This is a genomic window from Hymenobacter ruricola, from assembly GCF_015694525.1.
In the GTDB taxonomy this organism is placed as follows: domain Bacteria; phylum Bacteroidota; class Bacteroidia; order Cytophagales; family Hymenobacteraceae; genus Hymenobacter; species Hymenobacter ruricola.
Map to the genome: position 1 here is coordinate 144,337 of NZ_JADQDM010000004.1, position 22,372 is coordinate 166,708.

Genomic DNA, 22,372 nt, shown 5'->3' on the forward strand with positions numbered 1-22,372 from the left:
CGCTTCACGGACCTGAAAAAGGCCCCGACTGCTTTGGCAGTCGGGGCCTTTTTTGTGGGCAGGTCTGATGGCTAGGTGAGTTGCATGTAGTTGCGCTGGGCGCGCTGCTTGTCGGGCTTGGGCACCCGGGGCTGCCCGGCCAACAGTTCCAGCAGGTGCTCGGGCGTGAGGCCAGTGAAGTCCTTGATGACGGTGAGCGGGGCCTGGAAGGCCTTGGCGGGCAGGAAGGACGCCACGGCCACGCAGCGCATGCCGGCCTTGTAGGCAGCCTGCTCGCCCAGCACGGCGTCTTCAAACACGATGCATTCTTCGGGTTTGGCGCCCAGCTTGGCGGCGGCGATGGAGAAGGTGTCGCCGTGGGGCTTGCCGCGCTCCACGTCTTCCTTGCCGATGACGACATCGAAGAAGCGGCGCAGGTTGAGGTGGTCGACGATGTAGGCAATGGTTTCGGGCGGCGAGCTGGTGCCCAGGGCAAGGCGGAAGCCGGCCGCCCGGGCCGCTTCCAGGAACCGGCTGAGGCCGGGCGTCTCGCGGCGCTTGCTCCAGTACAGCGTGCGGTAGAGAAACTCGCGCTGCGAGGAATACTCCTTGAGCTGTTTCTCGGGCACGGGGTCGCGGAAGACGGTTTTGAGGATGTTGGTGGCCGGCATGCCGTTGAGGCGAACCAGGAGTTTGCGGGCGTTGGTGGTCAGGCCCAAGTCGCGGAACAGGAGTTGGAAGGCGCGGGCCTGGTAGGGCGTGTTGTCGATGAGCACGCCGTCCATGTCGAAGATGAGGGCTGGGGTTGGCATAAGTAGAGCATTTGAAAGAACGTCAGGCGGAGCGCAGCGAAGCATCTTTACCGCGAGAGTAAATCTGGTCGATGGGATTGCATTGCGCGGTAAAGATGCTTCGCTGCGCTCTGCATGACGAGGCCGGGGCCCGAGGGTATCTTTGCGGCTGCTTAGCCTTACCCGCTTTCCATTGAAAAAGATACTACCGTTCACCTTGGCCGCCGTGCTGGCCGCTGCCCCGGCCTTCGCCCAGAAGGCCGGCAAGCCCGTGCCCCGCCCCAAGCTGGTGGTCGGCATTGTGGTCGACCAGATGCGCTACGACTACATCTACCGCTACTGGAACAAATACCCGGCCGGCGGCTTCCGGCGGCTGCTGGGCCAGGGATTCAGCTACGAAAGCTGCCACTACAACTACGTGCCCACCTACACCGGCCCCGGCCACGCCAGCGTGTACACGGGCACCACGCCGGCCGTGCACGGCATCATCGGCAACAACTGGTGGGTGCGCGAGGAAGGCCGCGAAACCTACGTGACCGAGGACAAGACCGTGCAGGCCGTGGGCGGCACCGAAGCCGCCGGCCAGATGTCGCCGCGCCACCTGCTGGCCACCACCATCACCGACGAGCTGCGGCTGGCCACGAACTTTCAGGCCAAAACCATCGGCCTCAGCATGAAGGACCGGGGCAGCATCCTGCCGGCCGGGCACTCGGCCACGGCCGCCTACTGGTACGACGGCACCAACGGCGCCTTCATCAGCAGCACGTTCTATCAGCCGGCTTTGCCCGATTGGGTCACCAAATTTAACGCCGCCGGCCACGCCGCCGAGTACCTGGCCAAGCCCTGGAATACGCTGCTGCCCCTCGCCGACTACACCGAAAGCTCGCCTGACGACGTGCCCTGGGAAGGCGCTTACAAAGGCGAAAGCAAGCCCGTGTTTCCGCACGACCTGCCCACGCTGGCGGCCGGCGCGCCCGCCTCAGTGCAGCCCGCCCTGAAGAACTCGGGCGAAACCAGGAACCCGCAGGCGCCCACCCAGAACCTCGACCTCATCCGCAGCACGCCCTTCGGCAACTCGCTCACCACCGACTTCGCTCTTGAAGCCCTGCGCCAGGAGCAGATGGGCCAGCGCGGCGTGACCGACTTCCTGGCCATCAGCTTCAGCAGCACCGACTACGTGGGCCACCAGTTCGGCCCCAATTCCATCGAAGCCGAAGACACCTACCTGCGCCTCGACCGCGAGCTGGCCCGCCTCCTCGACGCGCTGGACCAGCAGGTGGGCAAGGGCCAGGCCCTCGTCTTCCTGACCGCCGACCACGCCGCGGCCCACGCCGTGGGCTTCAACCAGGCCCACCGGCTGCCCGGCGGCGGCGTGGGCCCCAGCGTGATGCGCGACTCGGTGCAGCGCGCCCTCACGCGCCAGTACGGCCCCGGCCAATGGGTGCTCAGCTACGAAAACCAGCAGGTCTACCTCAACCGCCAGCTGCTGCGCAAGAAGAACATCGACCTGGCCAAGGCCCAGCAGGACGTGGCCGCCGCGCTGCTCACGCTGCCCGGCGTCACGCAGGCCCTCACGGCGCTGGATTTGCAGCGCGCCCATTGGAGCGAGGGCCTGGGCATGTACCAGGAAAACGGCTTTTTCGCCCCGCGCTCCGGCGACGTGCTCACCGTGCTGGCCCCCGGCTGGCTCGAAGCGTATGCCTACCCGGTGGTGAAGGGCACCACCCACGGCTCGAGCGGCGCCTACGACACGCACGTGCCGCTGCTGTTCTGGGGCTGGGGCGTGAAGCACGGCGAGTCGGCCGCCGCGGTGCGCATCGTGGACATCGCGCCCACCATCGCGCGCTTCCTCCACATCCAGGAACCTAGCGGTTGTTCGGGGGTTCCTTTGGTGGAGGTGCTGCGTTGATTTGCTGGTTACCCGATGTGTTGATGTGCTTTATCCTCCGTGGGAGTGGGGCTGCCAGCGCGGGCAGAGGAAATGATTTTCGACAAAATCTTGCGAATGCTCAGCAGGCGCGGCAGCAGCTCGCCGGGGCTTTCGTAGGACGGGGCGTGGTGGCAGAGCAGCAGCCAGTAGTCGGTTTCTTCGGCTTCTTTGGCCGCAATTTTACATTTGTGCACAAAGTCGGCGCGGCTTTCGGAACTTTGCGCCTCCCGAACGTTCGCACCAATCGCCGTGCCGCTCCTTATCAGCTGTTTTGCCATGACGTAGCGCCGCTACGCTTCCAGGCGCTCGGTGTAGTCAATAATCAACAGCGAAAATTCAAAAGTCAGCCGAACAATCAGGTTGTCGGTTTCAGGAATTGCCACGGCAGAGCTTTTAAGAATCAACAAATTATACTTCAAACATAACTTTCGCTTCGGCTTTCAGGCGGCCTTTTGCTCCGCAGCCACGCAGCACATCAGCACATCAAGTAATCAGCAAATCCAAAGAATGGCCCATTTTAATCCCTGGCACGACGTGTCGCGCGGCGACGAGACGCCCACCATCGTGCAATCCATCATCGAAATCCCCAAAGGCAGCAAGGGCAAATACGAGCTCGACAAAGAAAGCGGCCTGCTGAAGCTGGACCGCGTGCTGTTCTCGGCCGTGCACTACCCGGCCGCCTACGGCTTCATCCCCCAAACGTATTGCGACGACAAGGACCCGCTCGACATCCTGGTGCTGTGCTCGGTCGACATCGTGCCCATGTGCCTGGTGGAGGCCAAAGTCATCGGCGTGATGCAGATGGTGGACCAGGACGAGGAGGACGACAAAATCATCGCCGTGGCCGCCCACGACATTTCCGTCAATCACTACAACGACATTTCCGACCTGCCCCCGCACACGCTGCTCGAAATGCAGCGCTTCTTCGAGGATTACAAAGCTCTGGAGCACAACAAGCACGTGGTGGTGGAGCGCTTCATGGGCAAGGAAGACGCCTACCGCATCATCAACGACAGCATCACGCTCTATAATACCACCTTCGGCGAGCAAAAGGCGGTGCTGGCAGAAAAATAGCCCAAGCCCGACCTTAGCAGCGTTTTTTCGTAAAGGCGAAGCATGACCATTCAGCGTCCTGCTTCGCCTTTTTGGCGTTTTATCTACGAAAACAGTCTGCTACTGGTGATTACCGCCATGGTAGTGCTGACCTTGGGCGGCCAGTTCCTCACCGGCTGGCACGACTACAACGACGAGCTGCAGGAAATGGGCCTGGCCCAGCTGTCGGCCGGGCAGTACTTCACGTCGGGCCATTTCCTCGAAGCCACGTTTGAGAACTGGGAAAGCGAGTTTCTGCAAATGGGCCTCTACGTGCTGCTAACTGTGTGGCTGCGCCAAAAAGGCTCTTCGGAATCGAAAAAACTCTACGAAGAGGAAGAAGTGGACGCCGAACCCGACCCCACTAAAAAGGACGCGCCCTGGCCCGTGAAGCAGGGCGGCTGGGTGCTGGCGCTGTACAAGAACTCGCTGAGCATCGCCTTCTTTCTGCTGTTTTTTGCCTCGTTCTGGCTGCACGCCAAGGGCGGGGCCGAAGTTTACAGCATCGAGCAGGTGCACGACGGCAAGCCGCCCGTCGACACGCTGGAATACATGGCCACCTCGCGGTTCTGGTTCGAGTCGTTGCAGAACTGGCAGAGCGAGTTTCTCAGCATCGTGAGCGTGGTCGGGCTCAGCATCTTCCTGCGGCAGCACGGCTCGCCCCAGAGCAAGCCCGTGGACGCCCCGTACAGCGAAACCGGGGACTAGGTGCGGCCCAGTGGCGCTCCGGCGCTAATTTCGGCCGTGCCCACGCCGTCGGTTCCTGCTTCTCGTTTGTCGTGGCCCCGGCGGGGGCTCGACGCCGTGCTGTTCAGCAGCGTGTGGCTGTCGGCCGCCGCGGCGGCCCAAACGGCGTACAGCCTGCACCTGTGGCCCCCGCTCCACGCGGCCGGCTACCGCCTGGTGCTGCTGGTGTTCGCGGCCACGTTGTTGGTGTATAATCTTGACGCGGCGCTGCCTTTCAAGCACCGGCAGCCGGCGGGCACCTCGGGGCGCAAGGCCTGGCAGCAGCGCCACCGCCGCGGGCTGGCCCTGCTGGCGGCCGGGGCGGCGCTGGTGTCGGGCGGGTTGTTTCTGGCCGATGGCTGGTGGCGCTACCTGCCCCAACTGCTGCCGCTGGCGGCGCTGGCGCTGCTGTACTCGTGGCCGCTGCTGCGCTGGCGCGGGCAGCGCCGGGCCCTGCGCGAAGTGCCCCTGCTGAAGGTGTTTCTCATTGCGGGGGTGTGGTCACTGGTCACGGTGGGGCTGCCGGCGCTGTTGCTGCGCCACCCGGTGGCGGCGGTGGCGGGCCTGCTGGCGCTGCGCTTTTGCCTGGTGCTGGCCCTGGCCATCGTGTTCGACATCCGGGACCTGAGCCGCGACCGGGCCGCGGGCACGCCCACGTTTCCGGTGGTGCTGGGGCTGCGGGGCGCCAAAGCCGTGGCGCTGGCCTTTCTGGGCGCGGCCATGGGCCTGGGCGTGGCGTGGGGGCTGCCCACGCTGGGCTTGCTGCTCACGGGGCTGCTGGCGGCCGTGGTCATTGTGCTGGCCGATGAGCGGCGCGACGACTACTTCTTTGCCCTGCTGGCCGATGGCGTGCTGCTGGTGCCGCCCGTGCTGTATTTCCTGAGCTGAAACCAATCCTCAGGCCTGCGTAAGTTCCGCCAGCGCCGGGCCGATGTGGCGCACGATGTCGCCGGCCACCAGCCCGGCCTGCCCGGTTGCGGCCGCGGCCACATCGCCGGCCCGGCCGTGGGCGTACACCGCCAGCCGCACGGCCTCAAACGGCGGCAGTTGCGCGTGGGCGCGCAGGGCCAACATCAGGCCCGTGAGCACGTCGCCGCTGCCGCCGGTGGCCATGCCGGCGTTGCCGGTGCTGTTGAAGTGCAGCTCGCCGGTGGGCGTGGCCAGGCAGGTGTAGGCCCCTTTCAGTACCACCAGGCACTTGTGCTTTTGAGCAAAGTCGCGCAGCAGGTCCAGGCGGTGGTAGTCGTCGCGCGCCGGCTCGGTGAGGCGTTCAAATTCCTTGGGGTGGGGGGTGAGCACGGCGTTTTCGGGCAGCAGGTCCAGTAGTTCGCGGTGCGCGCCTAGCAGGTTCAGCGCGTCGGCGTCGATGACGAGCGGCAGGGGAGTGGGGCGCTTATCGGTGGGTTTGCCCGCGGCTTCCAGCAACTGGCGCAGCACTGCCACGCCCGCTTCGGCCTGGCCCAGGCCAGGGCCCATGCCCACGGCTTGGTACGGTTTCAAGTCCGGCAATTCGCTAATGAAATCGGCCTGTGCGTCGGTCAGGCACATGGCTTCGGGCTGGCTGATTTGGAAGATGTCGTAGCCGCAGCCGGGAACGTGGGCCGTGAGCAGCCCCACGCCGCCGCGCAGGCAGGCGCCCGCCGCCAGCACGGCCGCGCCCATCTTGCCCCGGCTGCTGGCCAGCAGCAAAGCGTGGCCGAAGGTGCCCTTGTGGCTGAATTTGGGGCGCGCAGGCAGCGCGCCGGCCACGGCAGCAGCATCGGTATAGTGCCAGGGCGTGGCCGTTTCGTTGATGAATCTTTCGCTCAGCCCAATGTCTTTCACTTGCCATTCGCCCACAAAATCTGCATTCTGCGGCAGCAGGAAAGCCAGCTTGGGCAGGCCGAAAGCGACGGTGTGCCGGGCCCGCACCACGGGGCTGTCGGCCGGCTGGGGCGCGTCGGCGAAGAGGCCGCTGGGCAAGTCGATGGCCACTACGCGGGCCTGGGCCTGGTTGAGGTGCTGCACCAGCTGGGCCGCTAGGCCCACAAGCGGCCGGCTGAGGCCGGTACCAAAAAGCGCGTCAACGACAACGGCGCCGGCTGGAATTTCCGGCAGACTTTCTGCGCTGATTTCGGCCACGGGCACGGCTTCGGGCAGCAGCTGGCGGTTGTGCTGCCAGTCGGTCGACTGCTTTTCGGCGGGCAGCAGAGCCACGCGCGGCCGGTAGCCGGCCTGGTGCAGCATGCGGGCCGCCGCGAGACCGTCGCCGCCGTTGTTGCCGGGGCCGCAGAGCAGCAGGATTTCGCCGGCTTCGTCCTGGTCAAATTGCCTGAAAAACCATTCGACAAAAGCACCGGCAGCCCGCTCCATCAACTGAGCCGAAGTGATGCCTTGTTCCTGGATGGTAGCCTGGTCAAGCTGGCGGGTTTGGGTAGCAGTCAGGATTTTCATGAAAGTACGTACGGTTAAGTCTCGGTCTGGTAAAGAATGGCAAACCTACTTTTGGGCATGCAGGAAACCACTCAAGTCTTTATTGTGCCGGGCCTTGGCAGTTCGGGCCCTGAGCATTGGCAAACCTGTTTCGAGCGCGCACTGCCCGATTGTACGCGCATTGAGCAGCGCGAGTGGGACGTGCCCGACCGTGCCGAATGGGTCGAGCGGCTCGAAGATGCCCTCAACGGCCAGGACCTGAGCGAAGTGGTGCTGGTGGCCCACAGCTTGGGCTGTGCCACCATTGCGCACTGGGCCGCGAAGTACGGCCACCGCATAAAAGGCGCGCTGCTGGTAGCCCCGAGCGACGTGGAAACCGCCCACTACGCCGCGTTTCCCACCACCGGCTTCGCGCCCATGCCGCTGGCCCGGCTGCCTTTTCCGAGCAAAGTGGTATTTAGCCAAAACGACGAATGGGTGACGCCGGACCGCGCCCGGCAGTTTGCCAAGGCCTGGGGCAGCGAGCTGGTGGACATTGGCGAGGCCGGCCACGTCAACGCGGCCAGCGGCCACGGCGAGTGGCCGGCCGGGCTGGCGCTGCTGCGCGCGTGGCTGTAAGGAAAACTGCGCCGCCACGTCTGACCCGGAGCAAGGGCAAACATCCCGGCCACAGCTGCGTTTACCTTTTTTAGCCCGCAACTTTCCCTTATTCTTTCGATATGCAAACCTGGAACGACGTCATCCGCCTCGCCAATAACCCCATCCCCTCGCCGCGCCGCGTCGAGAAAACGCCCGCCGAATGGCGCGCCCAGCTCACGGCCGAGCAGTTCCACGTCACGCGCGAGCACGGCACCGAGCGCGCCTTCACTGGCGAGTACTGCGAAGCCCACGAAGCCGGCCTCTACGCCTGCGTGTGCTGCGGCACCCCGCTCTACGACTCGCGCACCAAGTTCGAGTCGGGCACCGGCTGGCCCTCGTTCACGCAGCCCGTCGACGAAAGCGCCATTCGCTACAAGAAAGACACCAGCTACGGCATGACCCGCGTGGAGGTGCTCTGCAACGTGTGCGACGCCCACCAGGGCCACGTGTTCCCCGATGGGCCGGCGCCCAGCGGCCTGCGCCTGTGCATCAACTCGGCCAGCATCAAGCTGGTGCAGGGCGAAGGTCAGCCGGCATAAGTTTCGCAAGCCCACATCCCGGAAAGAGACAATTTCTGACAACGGAGCCAGTTCGAACAATCCTCGAAGCGACCTCGAAGAAGCCTCGAACAAAGCCGAACCGCCTTCGCAACGCGCTTTCCCGGCAAAAGCCAATTCCTCCCGCGCCCCCTACTTTTAAGCCCCGGTTGAAGACACCTTCGGCCGGGGCTTTGCGTTACGGTTCTAATCCCACTCCATCCCACCCGCCATGTCTTTGCTCTTCACCGATTTTGCTTCCTGGCAAGCGCACTGCGCCGCCACCGGCGAGCCCCTTTACCAACCCGTGCTGGCCTACGAGGTCGAGCAAAAGGGCCGCACCGAAGACGAAATCTGGACCGGCCTGCAGCGCGCCTACGACGTGATGCGCGACGCCGTGCACGAGGGCCTGACCGGCGACATGACCTCCCGCTCGGGCATGATAAACAACGGCGCCAAGAAGATTGCCGCCTCGCCCGTCACCGTTCTCTCGCCCGAATTCAAGCAGCTCGTGACCCGCGCGCTGGGCGCCAAGGAAGTAAATTCCTGCATGGGCCGTGTGGTGGCCGCGCCCACGGCCGGCGCTTCCGGCATCCTGCCCGGCGTGCTGGTCACCATACAGGACATCCACAAGCTTTCCGACCGGCAAATTCTGGAAGGCCTGCTGGTAGCGGCCGGCATTGCCCTCATCATCGAGCAAAATGCCTCGCTGGCCGGGGCCGTGGGCGGCTGCCAGGCCGAAACCGGCTCGGCCGCGGCCATGGGCAGCGGCGCCATCGTGTACTGCCTGGGCGGGCCCGTGGAGCAGGTGTTTGCCGCCGTGGCCGTCACCATTCAGTGCATGCTCGGGCTGGTGTGCGACCCTGTGGCCGGCCTGGTGGAAGTGCCCTGCGTGGTGCGCAATGCCTCGGCAGCGGCCATTGCCTTCTCCTCGGCCCAGATTGCCATCGCCGGCATCGACCCGGTGATTCCCGTCGACCAGTGCGTGGCGGCGCTGGGCGAAGTGGGCCAGGCCATGGAAACCCGCTACAAGGAAACCGCCCTCGGTGGCCTGGCCGCCACCAAGCGTGGCAAAGAAATAGAGAAAATGGTGCTAGTACAGGACGTGAACATCCTGCCCGACGACGAGTAAATCAGTTAAGAGTTAAGCATTTCTGAACTTCTCTTTTAATCCTTAACAAAAAAGCCCCGCCGGCATTGCCAGCGGGGCTTTTTTGTTAAGCGCCGAAAGCGCTATTCGCGCACGATGCGGCGGATGTCGGTACCGCCTTCGGTGGTCACGCGCAGCGTGTACACGCCCGAGGCCGCGGCCGACAGGTTCAGTTGCGTTTGCGTCTGGCCGGCGGCCACCTGCTGGGTGAGCACCACGCGGCCCATGGCATCATACACGCTCAGTTGCACGGCTTTGGAGTAGCCTTTGAACTGCAGCGTGAGCAGGCCCGTGGTGGTGGGGTTCGGGAACAGGTGCAGCGCCGAGCCGGCCAGCGGCTGCGTCGTCGCCGTCACGGTCACCGCCGTCGAGGGCGCCGACTGGCAGCCGCTCGCCGTGGCGATGAAGCGCACCGAGTAGGTGCTCGGGGTGGTGGTGCCCACAGCCGTGTAGGTCTGGTTGGTGGCGCCGGTGATGGGCGTTGTGCCCTGGTACCACTGGTAGGTGGTGCCGGCCGGGGCCGCGCTGCTCGTGAACACGGCCGTGCCGCTCGTCGGGTAGGCCACCGTCACGGTGGGCGTGGCCGGCAGCGGGATGGCCGTCACTTGGATGGGCGTGCGGGTGGCCGCCGCGCAGGGGGTGCTTATCTGGATGTTGTACAGGAAGTAGTAGGCGGCCAGGGCCGAACCCACGTTCACCCCCGTCGTGATGGTGAAGCCCCCGGGCGAAGTGGCGAAGGGGAACGTCACGCCGGCCGGCAGCGGGTTGTCGCGGACCAGGCCGGTCAGGCCGGTAATGGCTTTGATTTGAACGACGTAGCCCGTGACGGCGGCCGGCAGGCTGAGGTTAATCGGAATGGTCACGGGGGTGGCCAAACCAGTGCCCGTGACAGAAATAGGGGCCGTGGCCGCTACTTCTGTGCCGCTCAAGCCGTTCAGGATGGACACCACCACCGTGCCCGTGCCCGCCGGGTAGATGACGGCCGAGTTGAAGGTGGTGGGGCCGGTGGTGCTGAACTGCAGGCCCGAAGGCACGTTGGCGGTGCCCGTCACCGAGCCCGAAGCGCCGGGCGCGGTTAGTCCCACCGTCTCGGCACTCTCCACATATGCCTCGGCGTAGTACGTGGTGGTAGCGGCAACGGCCGGCGTCACCACGGTGGTAGTAGTACCCGTTGTGGTGGCCCCCGTCAGGACCGTGCCGCCCGTGGCGGTGCTAAAGAACTGCACTTTGGTGCCGGTCGGCGCATTGGCCGTGAGGGTGGCCGTGCTGCCAGTACAAACGGATACCGGCGCCGGCGTGCCGGTCAGTTGCGGGTTGTTCACCGTCACCGCCACGACGTTCGATGTCACCGTGGTCGAGCCGCAGGTTACCTGGGCGCGGTAGTAAGTGGTGCTGTTGATAACCGCCGTGGTGTAGCTGGCCGACGTGGCGCCCGTGACGTTGGCAAAGGGGCCCGTGGCGCTCGTGCTCGACTGCAACTGGATGTTGCCGTTGAGGAAGCCGCTCAGGTTGAGCACCGTGGTGCCCGAGTTACACAGCGACGTCGACGTGGCCGCCAGCGTGCCCGCCACCGGCGCTGCCACCGTGATGGTGGGGCTGGGCGTGAGGGTGTTGTTGGCCGTGTTGGCGTCGCCGGTCACCGAGGCCGTGATGGCAAACGAATAGGTGCCCACGGTCGAGAGGTTTACGGTGGTGCCCGCGCCGGTCAGCGGCACACTCAGGGTGGCGCCACCGGCCAGCGTGCCGGTGTTCAGGGTGAAGCTCAGCGTTTGGGTGGCCACGCCGGTGGGGCCGGTCACGACCACCGAGATGGTGGCGGGCGTGGTGGCAAAGTTGAGCGCGGCGGTGCCGGCGTTGCGGATGCTCACCGTCACGGCTTCGGCCGAGCCGTAGCACGCGCCCGAGGTGCCCGGTGCGGCCGGAGCCACCAGGCCAGCGGCCGCGATGTCGACGGCCACCACGGTGAATTCATAGGCACCGATGTCGGGCGTGGTGCCGCGCGCGGCGCCGGTGTAGTCCACCGTGACGCCGGTAATGGGCGTGCCGGTGTTGTTGAGGGCCACGTTGGTGGGCGTCAGGTTGTAGGGCAACGCGGTGGTTTGCACAAACTGCGGGTCCACGCTCAGCGAGTTGGCTTCCTGGCCGGTGGCGGTTTGCCAGGCGGCCAGCGTGGCAGCGTCGGCGTTGTTGAGGCGGCCGATGCGGGCCGCGCCCGTGGCGCCCACGCTCACGTACAGGTCGTTGTAGTTCAAGGTGCTGCCCGTCACGTTGGTGCCCTGCTCGTAGTGCGCGTACAGCGGCGTGGTGGCCGTGCCGCCCGTGCCGCCGATGATGCTGAAGATGTTGTTGCGCACGTCGATGTTGGTGGCCGAAGTCGTCACGCTGGGGTTGCCGTTGGCAAAGGCGGCCGAGCCGGCCGTGCCGCCGGCCGCGCTCAGCTGCCCGGTCAGGTACACCGTGTTGTAATAGAACTGGTCGCCATAGCCGCCGCCCAGGTTCAGGCCCACCGTGTTCCAGGTGGCGCTGGCGGCCGTCGAGTTGATACCGTACACCAGGTTGTTGTCGAATCGGTTGGCACTGGCGTTGGCGGCGGTGTTGAACGTGGCCGAGGCGCTGTTGATGGCCCACACCTTGGTGGTGGAGGTGCCCGTGTAGCTGAGGCCGTGCACGACGTTGCGGCTGACGACGGCGCCCTTGCAGTCGGCCAGGAAAATGCCGTACAGGTTGGAAGCGGCGGTGCTGCTGGTCAGGTTTTGAATGTCGTTGTTGCGCAGCGTCAGGCCCTGCTGGTACACCACCCGCACGGCTTCCTGGCCAAAGCCTTCGCCGGCGGCCGCCTGCCCAATCTTGTTGTCAGTGAAGGAATTGTTCTGGTCCAGGGTCGTGGTCGACCCGCCAAACACGAACAAGCCGTAGAAGCCTTTCGAGATGACGTTGTTGATGAAAACGTTGTTGGAGTTGGCCGCTGCGGGGGTGGCAGCCGTCGGCGGTGTTGGCGTGGCCACTCCCGCGCCGCCGCCCAAGAATACCGTGAACTGCGGAAAGCCGGTGTTCGAGTTGCCGCGAATGACGGTGTTCTTCACCGTGTTGAACGTGGCGCCGTCCGTAGCCGAAGCCGCCGCTACCCACAGCACCGTATTGCCCGAGCCCGTGGCGCTGGTGTTCTCAATGGTCAGGTTCTGCGACGTCGTGCCGTTGTTCGAGCCGTCAATGGTCACGTAGTCCGCGCCATTCAGCATGAGCACCGCCCCGGTGGCCACGCTGCCCGAAATGCTGGCCGTCACGCCCGTGTTGGGCTTGATGGTAAGCGTATTGGTGGCCGAGGCCGTGCTCACCGAGCCAAACCGGATGGGGAAGGTTTCGGCGGTGCCGTAGGAGTTGTCCAGCAGCACAAACGTGACCGCGCCCGCCAGCGTGGCGGTGTTGTAGGCACTGGCGGCGGCGGTCAGGGTGGCGTAGGTGCGCGTGGGCTGGGGCGAGGTGCCGGTGCCCACGTAATAGACGCCGCTGAGCGTGGCCCCCGACGCCGTGGTGAACGTACCCGTCGCGGCGGTGCTGGCCCGGCCCTGGCCCAGCGCCAGCACCCGCACGGTGTAGGCCGTGTTGGCCGAGAGCCCGGTGAACGTCGTAGAGTACGAAGTGCCCGTGCCGGCCGTCGTCGTCGAGGGCACGTTGTTGGTGAAGGAGGAGCCCCCCGCCGTGGGCGTGACGGTCACGGCAAAGCCGAACTCGTTGGTCGAGTTATCCGTGAACGTGACCGTGCCGCCCGTCGTGGTGATGGCGCTGATGACGGGGGTGGAAGGCGCCAGCACCGCCGCCCCGGCCGGGGTGAAGGTGTACACCTGGCCCGAAGCCGGCTTGGTGGCAATGGAAGTGGTTTCGGCGGCGGAGCTGGCTGTGGGCGTTGCCGTGGCATCGCTCAACGACAGGTAGTTGCCGGCCCCCGTGGCCACGGCCGAGAGGCCGATGGAAGCGCTGGGCGTGTCGAGGGCGCCGGTTTCCTGCCGGTACACGTATTCGATGTGGCCGTCGGCTTCGTACAGCTTGGCCTGGAACGAGATGCCGGGCGTCGCGGCCGTATAGCGCCAATAGACATTCACCCACTCCACGGTCAGCACCCGGCTGCCGGCGGTGCCGGTGGTCAGGTACGAGATGTCGGAGGTGGTGGAAAGTTCGAGGTCGTCCCACAGCGGCGCAATGAAAGGCCGCACACCCGTGCCGGTCGCCAGATTGTTGCTCGCGTTGGCCGTCACCTGGCCGCCGAGGCCAATGAAGCCGTTGGTGCTGGCCGAGAATGAAGTGTAAGCCACACCGTTGTACACAAACGTGAACCCAATGGGCAGCACGGCCGTCACGTCGTCGTCGGTGGAGGGGACCGTAGCCACCGTGGCGCCGCTCAGGGCCGTGAACGTCCCCGTACTGGCCGCGAACGTGTAGTTGGCCACGCTCTGCGCCTGGGCGCCCACCGCGCCCAGCAAGGGCAAAGCCAGGGCCATCATTGAACGGGCCCAGCGCCGCCGGGTCCGGCTCCAGCCGGAGTCGGGAGAATGTAAAGTTGTGTGCATAAGTGTGAGAAATTTGGTGAGGGAAAAAGTGAAGGAAACAGCGGCAGAGAAAGCAGGGCAGGAGCCCGTTGGCCCGAATGGGATGTAAAATAGGAATTATTATGATACTTACATGAAACGAAAGGAATTAAGGACAGATTTTATCTGCTTTTTCTTCTATAAAGCGCTAGCCGGCAGGCTTGGTATTCCATGTATGCCGGTGGTTTCAACGCCCTTCGACCCTTAGATGCAGTTTGTTGAGATGATATAAGACCGCAAGGAGAATTAAAAGAAGGTATTCAGTTTATCAACTGACTTACCCGTACTGGTGAGCTGCCCGCAGGTGGCCAAAACGCAAAAAAGCCCCGCCGGCACTGCCAGCGGGGCTTTTCAATGAAGCTGCGAAACGCTATTCGCGCACGATGCGGCGCAGGTCGGTGCCGCCTTCGGTGGTGGCGCGCAGCAGGTACACGCCCGAGGCCGAACCCGACAGGTCCAGCTGGGCTTGCGTCTGACCGGCGGCCACTTTCTGCGTCAGCACCACACGGCCCAGCGCGTCGATAACCGTCAGCTGCACGGCTTTGGCGTAGCCGGTGAGCTGCAGGGTCACCTTGCCATCGGCGGTGGGGTTCGGGAACAAGGTCAGTGACGAGCCAGCCAGCGGCTGGGCCGTGGCCGTCACCGGGAGCGCCGTCGATGGCGCCGACTGGCAACCCGTGGTCGAGTTGATGAACCGCACCGTGTAGGCACCCGGCGCCGTGGCGCCGTCGGCCGTGTACGTCTGGCCCGTGGCCCCAGCAATAGCCGTGGTGGTCGTGCCCGTGGTCAGGTACCACTGGTAGGTGGTGCCAGCCGGCGCTGCGCTGCTGGTGAAGAGCACTGTGCTACGCGTGGGGTAGGTGTAGGTATACGTCGGCGTAGCGGGCAGCGCGTTGATGGTCACCGTCGCGGTGCTCGTGGCCGCCGCGCAGCCGCTGGCGGCGGCTACCGTGTTGGTCACGGTGTACGTGCCAGCCGTCGAGGTAGCCGGGTTCACCGCGCCCGTCGTGGCGTTGATGGTCAGGCCCGCGGTCGAGCTGAACGTACCCGCCGTGGCACCCGTGCCCAGCGTGGGCGTGAGCAGCGTGGCCGAGCCGGCGCAAGCATTGGCGTTGGCGTAGCTGAACGTGGCCACCGGGGCCGCCGTGATGGTCACCTGAGCCGTGGCCGTAGCCGCCGCGCAGCCGCCGCTGGCCGCGATGGTGTTGGTCACAGTGTACGTGCCGGGCGTCGACGAGCTGAGTGTAATCACGCCGGTGGTGGCGTTGATGGTCAGGCCCGTGGTCGAACTAAACACGCCGCCGCTGGCACCCGCGCCGAAGCTGGGGGCCGGGTTGGTGGTGCCGCTCACGCAGTAGGTGGGGCTGGTGCCGTAGCTGAACGTGGCCAACGGCGCCGTGGTGATGGTCACCGACTGGGTGCTGCTGCTGCCGCAGGCGCCGGCCACCGTGTAGGTCACGGTGTAGGTGCCGGGCGTCGAAGCGCTCAGGTTGATGGCGCCGGTGCTGGCGTTCAGGCTCAGGCCGGTGGTCGAGCTGAATACGCCGCCGGTGGTGCCCGTCACGGTGGCCGTGGGGTTGGTGCCGCTCACGCAGAACGTGCCGCCCGCATAGGCGAACGTGGCCGACGTGGCCGGTGTGATGGTGACCGTGCTGGTGGCCGTGGCCGCGGCGCAAGCGCCCGAAGCCGCGATGGTGTTCGTCACGGTGTAGGTGCCGGCCGTCGAGTTAGCCAGGCTGATGATACCGCTAAACGGGTCAATGCTCAGGCCCGTGGTCGAGCTGAACGTGCCGGCGGTAGCGCCCGTGCCCAGGGTGGGCGTCACGGTGCTGGTGCTGCCAGCGCAATAGGTCGTGGCCGTGGGGTAGCTGAACGTGGCTACCGGCGCGGGGCTGATGCCCAGGGCCAGCGTGGCCGTGGCGCCTGCGCAGGGGCCCGAAGCCGCCGACGTCAGCGTGATGGTCACCGAGCCGGCGGCCACGTCAGCGGCCGAAGGCGTGTAGGTGGCCCCCAGCGTGGTCGCGTTGGGCGAGAACGTGCCCGTGCCGCTGGTGGTGTAGGTGCCGGTGGTGGCCGAGCCGCCCACCGTGCCGGCCAGCGTGTAGGCCGAGGTGCCGCAGGTGCTGGCCGTAGCGGCCGGGAAGCTGGCCGTGGCCGGCTGCGTCACGTTCACCTGGATGGCCGTGCGGGCAGCGCTGCCCACGCACTCGTTGCTAAACTGCAGGTTGTAGAAGAAGTAGTAAGAGGTGCTCGTGCTGGGCGGGGTCAGGGTGCCATTCACCGTCGTTACCGAGCCGCTGGGCGTCGAGTAGTTGGCGGCGCTGGCCGTGCCCCGTATCAGCGCGATGCCGGTGTAGGCCTTCACCAGCAGGCGGTAGTTGGTGCCGTTCGGAATGTTGGCGAAGTTCAGCGGCACCACCACCGGGGTGCTCACCCCCGTGCCGGTTACGTTCACGTTGCCCGTTTCCTGCGGTACGCCGCCTATCGTTACCTGCGTCCCGGTATTGTCGTAGAGCGCAATGTTTATCGTGCCCGTGCCCACCGGATAGATGGTGGTGGAAACCAGCGTAGCGGAACTGGCCGCCACCGTGAACAATACCCCCGACTGGGTGAAGATGGTACTGCCGTCGGTCGCGTTGGGCGCCGGCATGCCGGTGGCCTCGGTTCCTCCCGTGTAGGCCTCGGCATAGTAGGTCGTGCTGGCCGTGAGCGCCGGCGTGGTGTAGCTGCCGGCCGTGGGGGTGGCCAGGGCCGTGCCGCCGGTGGCGGCGCTGAAGAAGCGCACCGAAGCCCCGGCCGAAGCCGCAGCCGTGAGCGTGGCCGTGTTGCCCGCGCAAATGCTAACCGGCGTGTTGGTCGAAGCCACCGTCGGGTTATTCACCGTGATGGTGCTCACGTTGGAAGTGGCCGTGCCCGTGTTGCAGCGCACCTGGGCGCGGAAATACGTGGTGCTGGTGAGCACCGGCGTGGTGTACGCGGCGCTGGTGGCGCCGGCAATGTCCGTGAACGTCACGTTGTCCGGGCTGCGCTGGTACTGGATGCTGCCGTTGGCGGCTCCCGTCAGGGTGAGCGTGGCCGTGCCGCTCACGCAGATGTTCGAAGCAGCCGGAGCCAGCGTGCCGGCCACCGGAGCCAGCACCGTGCGGGTGGGCGCCGGCGTCAGCACGTCGTTGGCGGTGTTGCCGTCGCCGGCCACCGTGGCCGTGATGGCAAACGAGTAGGTACCCACGGTGCTCATGTTGAGCGTGCCGGGCAGCACCACGGTCTGGGTAGCGCCAGCGGCCAGCGTGCCGGTGTTCACCGTGGCCGTGAGGGGAGCCGTGGTGGTGCCGCCGGGCAGCGTCACCACCACGCTGATGGTGGCGGGGCTGGTGGCGAAGTTCAACGAAGCCGTGCCCGCGTTGCGAATGCTCACGCTCACCGGCTCGGCCGTGCCGTAGCAGGTGCTGGTTGTGGCCGGAGCCACCAAGGCCGCCGGGGCCAGGTCGTTGGTGAGGGGCGTGAATTCATAGGCACCGATGTCGGGCACCGTGCCGCGCGTGGCGCCGGTGTAGTCCACCGTGACGCCGGTAATGGGCGTACCCATGTTGTTGAGGGCCACGTTGGCGGGCGTCAAATCGTAGGGCACCGCGGTGGTTTGCACGAATTGCGGGTCGAGGCTCAGCGAGTTGGCTTCCTGGCCGGTGGCCGTGCGCCAATCGGCCAGCGTGGTGGCGTCGGCGCTGTTGACGCGGCCGATGCGGGCCACGCCGGTGGCGCCCACCGTCACGTACAGGTCGTTGTAGTTCAGGGTGCTGCCCGTGTAGTTGGCCAGCGTGGTGTAGTGCGCGTAGAGGGGCGTAGTCGCCAGGCCCGTGCCGCCGATGATGCTGAAAATGTTATTCCGCACATCGATGTTGGCTGCGGCCGTGCTGGTGATGCCGTTGCCGTTGCTGAAGGCCGCCGAGCCGGCCGTGCCGTTGCTCAGCTGCCCGGTCAGGTACACCGCGTTGTAGTAGTACTGGTCGCCGTAGCCGCCGTTGTTGTTGATGCCGCTGGTGTTCCACGAAGCGCTGGTGGCCGTCGAGTTCAGGGCGTACACCAGGTTGTTGTCGAAGCGGTTGACCGAGGCGTTGGCTGCCGTGTTGAAGGTGCTGGTCGACAGCTGAGTCGAGATGCCGTAGAGCTTCGCCGTGCTCGTGCCCGTGTAGGCCAGGTTGTGCACCGAGTTGCGGGTCACGCTAGCCGTTTGCACGTCCTGGAGCAGGATGCCGGTCATGTTCGAAGCGAACGTGGCCGTGGGGTTCACGATGTTTTGCACCTCGTTGCGGCTCACCACGGGGCTCAGGGCGCTGGCCACCACAATGCCGTACTGGTTGATGTTGGCACCGGTCGTGGCCGTGGCCGGTCCCACCACGTTGCCCGTAATAACCAGGTTGTCGAGGCCGCCCACCGACGTGTTGGTGCTGCCAAACGCCTGAATGCCGGTCGTCACGCCCTGCACGCTGTTGTTTTGCAGCGTCACGTTGTCGTTGTCGGCGCCGCCCAGCGCGATGCCGATGGTGGCGTTGGCCGTAACGCCGCCGCCCACCACGTTCACGTTGCGAACCGTGGCAAACAGGTTGGACTGCGCCAGGCCGCTTTGCGTAAGCAGGCCCAGCCCGTAGGTGCTGGCCGTGAGCGTCGTGTTGGTCAGCGTCAGGTTGCGCGTGGTGCCGCCCGCCGTGTTCGAGCCGTCGATGGTCACGTAGCGGGTGCTGGCCAGGGCCAGCACGCTGCCCGCCGCTGTCACTACCGGGGTAGCCCCCGCGTTGGGCTTGATGAGCAGCGTGTTGGTGGCGCTGGCATCGGGGTTGTTGAAGAAAATGACGGGGAAGGTTTCGCCCGTTGCCGTCGAGTAGGCGTTGTCGAGGAGCAGGAAGGTCACCGCGCCGCTCATGCCGCTGCTGCTATACGCATTGGCCGCCGCCGTGAGGGTGGCGTACGTGCGGGTGGGGTCGGGCGAGGTGCTGGTGCCCACGTAGTACACCCCGCTCAGCGCGCTCAAGATGGTGAATTGATTCACCGTGGCGGGGGTGGTGGTGAAGGTGCCGCCGACCGGGCTGGTCGACGTGTTGCCGGGCACGTCCTGCGCGGCCACGTAGTACTGAATGACGTCGTTGGCGGCCACCCCGCCCAGGGCGGAGTAGTCGAACGTGAACGTGTAAGTGCTGCCGCTCACGGCCGTGGCCAGGGCCGACGTGAAAGCGCCGGTGGTGCCTTTGCGGTAGAACAAGCGCGGCGGCGTGGTGGTCGAAACGCCGCTGAAGTCGGTGATGGTCACGGCCAGGGTCCGGTTGGCCGTGCTGGCGGTGCTGTTGAGGGCCGTAAACGAAATGGCCGGGCCGGTCAGGTCAAGCGGGGTGAAGGTGCCTTCGTCGGCGCCGATATCGGGCGTGCTGGCGTTGCGCACGTCGCCGTCAAAGTCGACGGTGATGCCGCTCACGGCCTGCGCGCTGCTTTCTACCTGGGTGGGCGTGGTGGGGTTGATGTGCAGGAAGGTGGCCGCCGTGCCCGTCGTGCTCAAGAAGGCCACATCTTCCGTCACCGCCAATTGCTCGCGGTTCACCAGGAAGGCTTTGTAGGCGGCCAGCGTTTGCTGGGCGTTGGTGGCCGTGGTGGTGCCTTCCACGTAAATCAGGTTCGTGGCCGACGGCGTGCCGGCGTAGTAGAGGTTGTTGTTGGTGGTGGCGGCCAGGTTGGCCGGGGCCGTGCCCGCGGTGCCGCTCACGCGGCGCAGGGCCACGGTGTAGCCGCCTGTGCCCACGGCCGTGCTTTTGTTCACCACAATGTTGTTGCGTAGGTCCAGCACGGCGCTGGTCGAGTTCAGGTAGATGCCCGACGAGCCGAACGTGGCGCCGGTGCTGGTGGCGGCCAGGTTGATGGTGTTGTAGTAGGCGTTGACGGTGGTGCCGCCGCTCACCAGCAGGCCGGTGACGCCCAGCAGGCTGGTCGACGTCGCCGCGCGCAGGTCCCCAATCAGGTTGTTCGTCACGGTGGTCGTGGTGCCGCCCGTCAGCCAGATGCCCGTGCTGAGAGTGGCCACCGTGCCGGCTGCGGCGCTGCCGCCGGCCAGGTTGTAGATTTTGTTGCGGCTGATGGTGGGCGAGCCCGTCGACGACAGAATGCCGGCCACGTTCACGGCCACCGTGGCGGTGCCCGCGCCGGTGATGTTGCTGATGGTGTTGCCGGAAATAGTGATGGCGCCCGACGAAGCCGACGAGATGCCGAAGGCGTAGCCGCCGGTGGAGGTACCGGTCACCGTAATGGGGGCCGCGGCCCCGCCGATGGTGTTGCCGGCGGTGGTGCCGATGTTCACGTCACCGCTGCTCACGTAAATGCCCGACAGGATGCCGTAGGTAGTGCTGGCGGTGCTACTGCTCGTCCAGGCGATGTTGCCCACGCTGTTTCCCTGCACGCTGGTGGCCGTGCCGGTGGTGGTGGCCAGGTAAATGCCCGCGTAGCGGTAAGCCGACGTGCCGGTGGTGGTGAGCGGCGTGCCGCCCAGGCTCGGGGCCGAGCCGCCCAGGAAGTTACCCGACACGGTGTGGCCGTTGTTGGCGTTGATAAAAATGCCGTACATCGTGCCACTCACGCTGGCGCGGCTGGCCGTCTGGTAAAAGCTGTTGCCGCTGATAATCCAGCCCGCACCGGTTTGGTTGAGGTAGATGCCGTAGGTGCTGGCCGTGCTGTAGTTGTTGAACAGGTTGTTGTTCAAAATGCTGTTGCGGGCGTTCAGCGCGTTGCCGCCGTAAATCAGCGTCACGGGCGTGGTGGCGCCGTCGCCGATGTTGCAGTACTGCACCGTGTTGTCGCTGTTGCCGGTGGTGGTCACCGTGCCGGTGAAGTTCACGTCGGGCGAACCCGAGTCGCTGGTGCCCACGCCTTTGATTTGCACGTGCTGCACCGTGTTGAAGGTGGCGTCGCTGGTGAACTGCAGCGGGATGCCGCTGGTGCTCGTGCTGCTGATGGTCAGGTCGGTGGCCGCGGCCGCGCCGCTCACCGTGGCGCCCGAGCCGCCGGGGCGGCCGTCAATAATGAGGTATTTGCCCCCGGCGATGCTCATCACCGCCGTGGCGCCCGTACCCGTAATGCTCAGGCCCGTGGCGCCGGCCGCCGGCCGCACCGTCACGGTGTTGGTGGCCGTGGCGCCCGTGTAGTTGTAGATTATCGGGAAAGTTTCGGTGCTGCTCACGTAGCCGCTTTGCAGCTCCAGCACCAGCGGCCCGCACAGGCCGTTGACGTTGAGGGCCGTGAAAGCAGCAGTCAGCGTCGCGTAGTCGGCGCCGGGGCCCACGGTTTTGGTGCCGCAAACCGGCACGGCCGGCAGCGTCGTAGCGGTAACGTTGGCGGGGCCCGACACGCCGGCCGCTTCGTTGTTGGCCGTCACGCGGTAGTAGTAGGCCGTGCCCGGCGTCAGGCCGGTTTGCGAAAAGGTGAGCGCGCCGCCCGTGGCCGCGCTGCCCGTGGTGAGGAGGGTGCCCACCGCAGCGAAGGTGACGTTATCCGTGGAGCGGGAAATGACAAAGTAGCCCTCGTTCGTCGAGTTGTCCGTGATGGTCAGGGTGGCGTTGGTTTGCCCCACGGTGGTGGCGGCCACGGCCGGAGCCACGGGCGTGCCCGAGGGCGGCGTGAACGCGAACACCGTGCGCGAGCCGTCAGCTGCCGAGTTCAACACCCCAATTGCGGCGTTGTCGGCCAGCGAAGTGGTCGTGGCCGACGTCACCGTGGCGTCGTAGGTCGGCGTCGTGTTGAAGGTTTTCACCACGCCAATCTGGCTGGCGCTGGTGCCGGACGAGATGAAGATGGCGCGCGTTACGCTCGTGCTGTTGTTGTAGGCGGTGCCGTAGCGGTACTCAATCCTGCCGGTGTTTTCTTCGAGCACCACCTGCACCTGCGTGGGGGTGCCCGCAGCCGGGTCGCCCGCGTAGGGGATGCGCAAGCCCGTCCATTCCACCACCAGGGTGCGGTTGGTGCCGGGCACCACTTTATACACCACGCGGCCCGCAGCCTGCATGGCGTTGTCGCCCCCGAACGCGCCCAGAATGGCCGCGCCCGAAGCCGGCGTTGCGTTGGTGCCCGAAATGACGGTGGCGCCCAGGCGCAGCTGCCCGTTGGAGTTCACGCTGAATTGGGTGTAGGCCGTGCCCATGAAGCCGAACGTGAACCCGATGGGTTGCACCGTCGAAGCGTCGTCGTCGCGGTAAACGCCGGTGGCCAATGCGTTGGTCGTGCCCGTCGACATATCCACCAACGAGCCGGTGCTGCTCGTGGTGAAGGCATAGTTGGCTGTGCTTTGCGCCCAGGCCGCCGAAGTGCTCAGCAGCGCCAGAAGCGTCACGACCAGCCACCGGCTCAGCCGGTTAGCAAGTAAGGGTGTGTGCATAAAGGGTTGAAAAAGAGTGGGGGAAAAAGTAGGAAAAATGAAAAAAGAGGGCAAATAGTAGTGAGAACCAACTATCTCAGCAGAGAATAGCGGCGTAAATTAGTCATTATTTCAAGGTGTTTCAGTTATA

General features: G+C 65.6%; 12 protein-coding genes. 7 read left to right on the forward strand and 5 right to left on the reverse strand.

Features of this window, described 5'->3' with window-relative positions; genetic code table 11:
* Positions 1-71 precede the first annotated feature (71 nt).
* Positions 72-791, reverse strand: a complete 720-nt coding sequence (locus I2H31_RS10595; RefSeq protein WP_196293005.1) for an HAD family hydrolase — start codon at positions 789-791, stop codon at positions 72-74.
* A 172-nt stretch (positions 792-963) separates the two neighbouring features.
* Here I2H31_RS10595 and pafA point away from each other — a divergent pair, with 172 nt between their 5' ends.
* The gene (pafA, locus tag I2H31_RS10600; protein ID WP_230687675.1) at positions 964-2,679 is read left to right on the forward strand and encodes an alkaline phosphatase PafA; all 1,716 of its coding nucleotides are present in this window, start codon (positions 964-966) and stop codon (positions 2,677-2,679) included.
* Between the two features lie 8 nt (positions 2,680-2,687).
* Here the strand turns inward: pafA and I2H31_RS10605 are convergent, their stop codons facing one another.
* Complete coding sequence (locus I2H31_RS10605) at positions 2,688-2,978, reverse strand: four helix bundle protein (RefSeq protein ID WP_230687676.1); 291 nt, start codon at positions 2,976-2,978, stop codon at positions 2,688-2,690.
* Between the two features lie 229 nt (positions 2,979-3,207).
* Between I2H31_RS10605 and I2H31_RS10610 the strand changes: the two genes are divergently transcribed.
* From I2H31_RS10610 to I2H31_RS10620, 3 genes are read left to right on the forward strand one after another with little or no spacing between them, the layout of a single operon-like run.
* Positions 3,208-3,774 (forward strand): inorganic diphosphatase, encoded by a 567-nt coding sequence (locus I2H31_RS10610; RefSeq protein WP_196293006.1) that lies wholly within the window; start codon positions 3,208-3,210, stop codon positions 3,772-3,774.
* A 42-nt stretch (positions 3,775-3,816) separates the two neighbouring features.
* Positions 3,817-4,500: a DUF6766 family protein gene (locus tag I2H31_RS10615; RefSeq protein WP_196293007.1), complete on the forward strand. Its 684-nt coding sequence runs from the start codon at positions 3,817-3,819 to the stop codon at positions 4,498-4,500.
* A 36-nt stretch (positions 4,501-4,536) separates the two neighbouring features.
* Entirely contained in the window at positions 4,537-5,406 is an 870-nt protein-coding gene (locus tag I2H31_RS10620) for a UbiA prenyltransferase family protein (protein ID WP_196293008.1), read from the forward strand.
* A gap of 9 nt (positions 5,407-5,415) precedes the next feature.
* Here I2H31_RS10620 and I2H31_RS10625 read toward each other — a convergent pair whose 3' ends face one another.
* Complete coding sequence (locus I2H31_RS10625; protein WP_196293009.1) at positions 5,416-6,951, reverse strand: NAD(P)H-hydrate dehydratase; 1,536 nt, start codon at positions 6,949-6,951, stop codon at positions 5,416-5,418.
* A 36-nt stretch (positions 6,952-6,987) separates the two neighbouring features.
* Between I2H31_RS10625 and I2H31_RS10630 the strand changes: the two genes are divergently transcribed.
* The 3 genes from I2H31_RS10630 to sdaAA all read left to right on the forward strand — a co-directional run bounded on the left by I2H31_RS10630 (position 6,988) and on the right by sdaAA (position 9,237).
* Positions 6,988-7,548: an RBBP9/YdeN family alpha/beta hydrolase gene (locus I2H31_RS10630; protein ID WP_230687677.1), complete on the forward strand. Its 561-nt coding sequence runs from the start codon at positions 6,988-6,990 to the stop codon at positions 7,546-7,548.
* Between the two features lie 101 nt (positions 7,549-7,649).
* Positions 7,650-8,108, forward strand: coding sequence for a peptide-methionine (R)-S-oxide reductase MsrB (msrB, locus tag I2H31_RS10635; protein WP_196293010.1), 459 nt, complete (start codon positions 7,650-7,652; stop codon positions 8,106-8,108).
* Positions 8,109-8,337: 229 nt separating this feature from the next.
* Positions 8,338-9,237: an L-serine ammonia-lyase, iron-sulfur-dependent, subunit alpha gene (gene sdaAA / locus I2H31_RS10640; protein WP_196293011.1), complete on the forward strand. Its 900-nt coding sequence runs from the start codon at positions 8,338-8,340 to the stop codon at positions 9,235-9,237.
* Between the two features lie 101 nt (positions 9,238-9,338).
* On the opposite strand, the gene I2H31_RS10645 is transcribed toward sdaAA, so the two are convergent.
* Complete coding sequence (locus I2H31_RS10645; RefSeq protein WP_196293012.1) at positions 9,339-13,820, reverse strand: beta strand repeat-containing protein; 4,482 nt, start codon at positions 13,818-13,820, stop codon at positions 9,339-9,341.
* A gap of 388 nt (positions 13,821-14,208) precedes the next feature.
* Positions 14,209-22,242: a T9SS type A sorting domain-containing protein gene (locus I2H31_RS10650; protein WP_196293013.1), complete on the reverse strand. Its 8,034-nt coding sequence runs from the start codon at positions 22,240-22,242 to the stop codon at positions 14,209-14,211.
* Positions 22,243-22,372: the final 130 nt, after the last annotated feature.